1 protein-coding gene is annotated in these 300 nt (G+C 64.7%); it reads right to left on the bottom strand.

The genetic code is table 11. From position 1 onward, the window contains the following. Positions 1-182 (bottom strand): tetratricopeptide repeat protein (locus tag PUR61_RS10220; protein ID WP_329878003.1); only part of this gene is annotated, 182 nt, incomplete at its 3' end. Positions 183-300: the final 118 nt, after the last annotated feature.

The following is a 300-nucleotide window of genomic DNA, read 5'->3' as shown; positions in this document are numbered from 1 at the left end:
TCGCCCCGTTCGGCGAACGCCCAGGCGTACTCGGGGTTGAGGGTGAGGGCGGCGGTGAGGTCGGTGATGGCTTCGTCGGGTCGGCCGGCCTGGCGGTGTGCCTGGCCGCGCGAGCCGAGCGCCCAGAAGTCCTCGGGGTAGAGGGCCAGCGCGCAGTAGAAGTCGACCAACGCATCCTCCACACGGCCCGCCAGTAGGTGGACATCGCAACAGCCTCCTATAGCCAAAGAGTCTTCAATGAAGAGTATATCACCGTCGTAGACGTATCAAAAAAAATCGTCGGGTCGGCCGGCCTGGGGG

The organism is Streptomyces sp. BE20, from assembly GCF_036322525.1.
Taxonomy (GTDB): Bacteria; Actinomycetota; Actinomycetes; order Streptomycetales; family Streptomycetaceae; genus Kitasatospora.
Note: the sequence above shows the minus strand (reverse complement) of the source record. Positions and strands in the feature narration are given on the sequence as shown.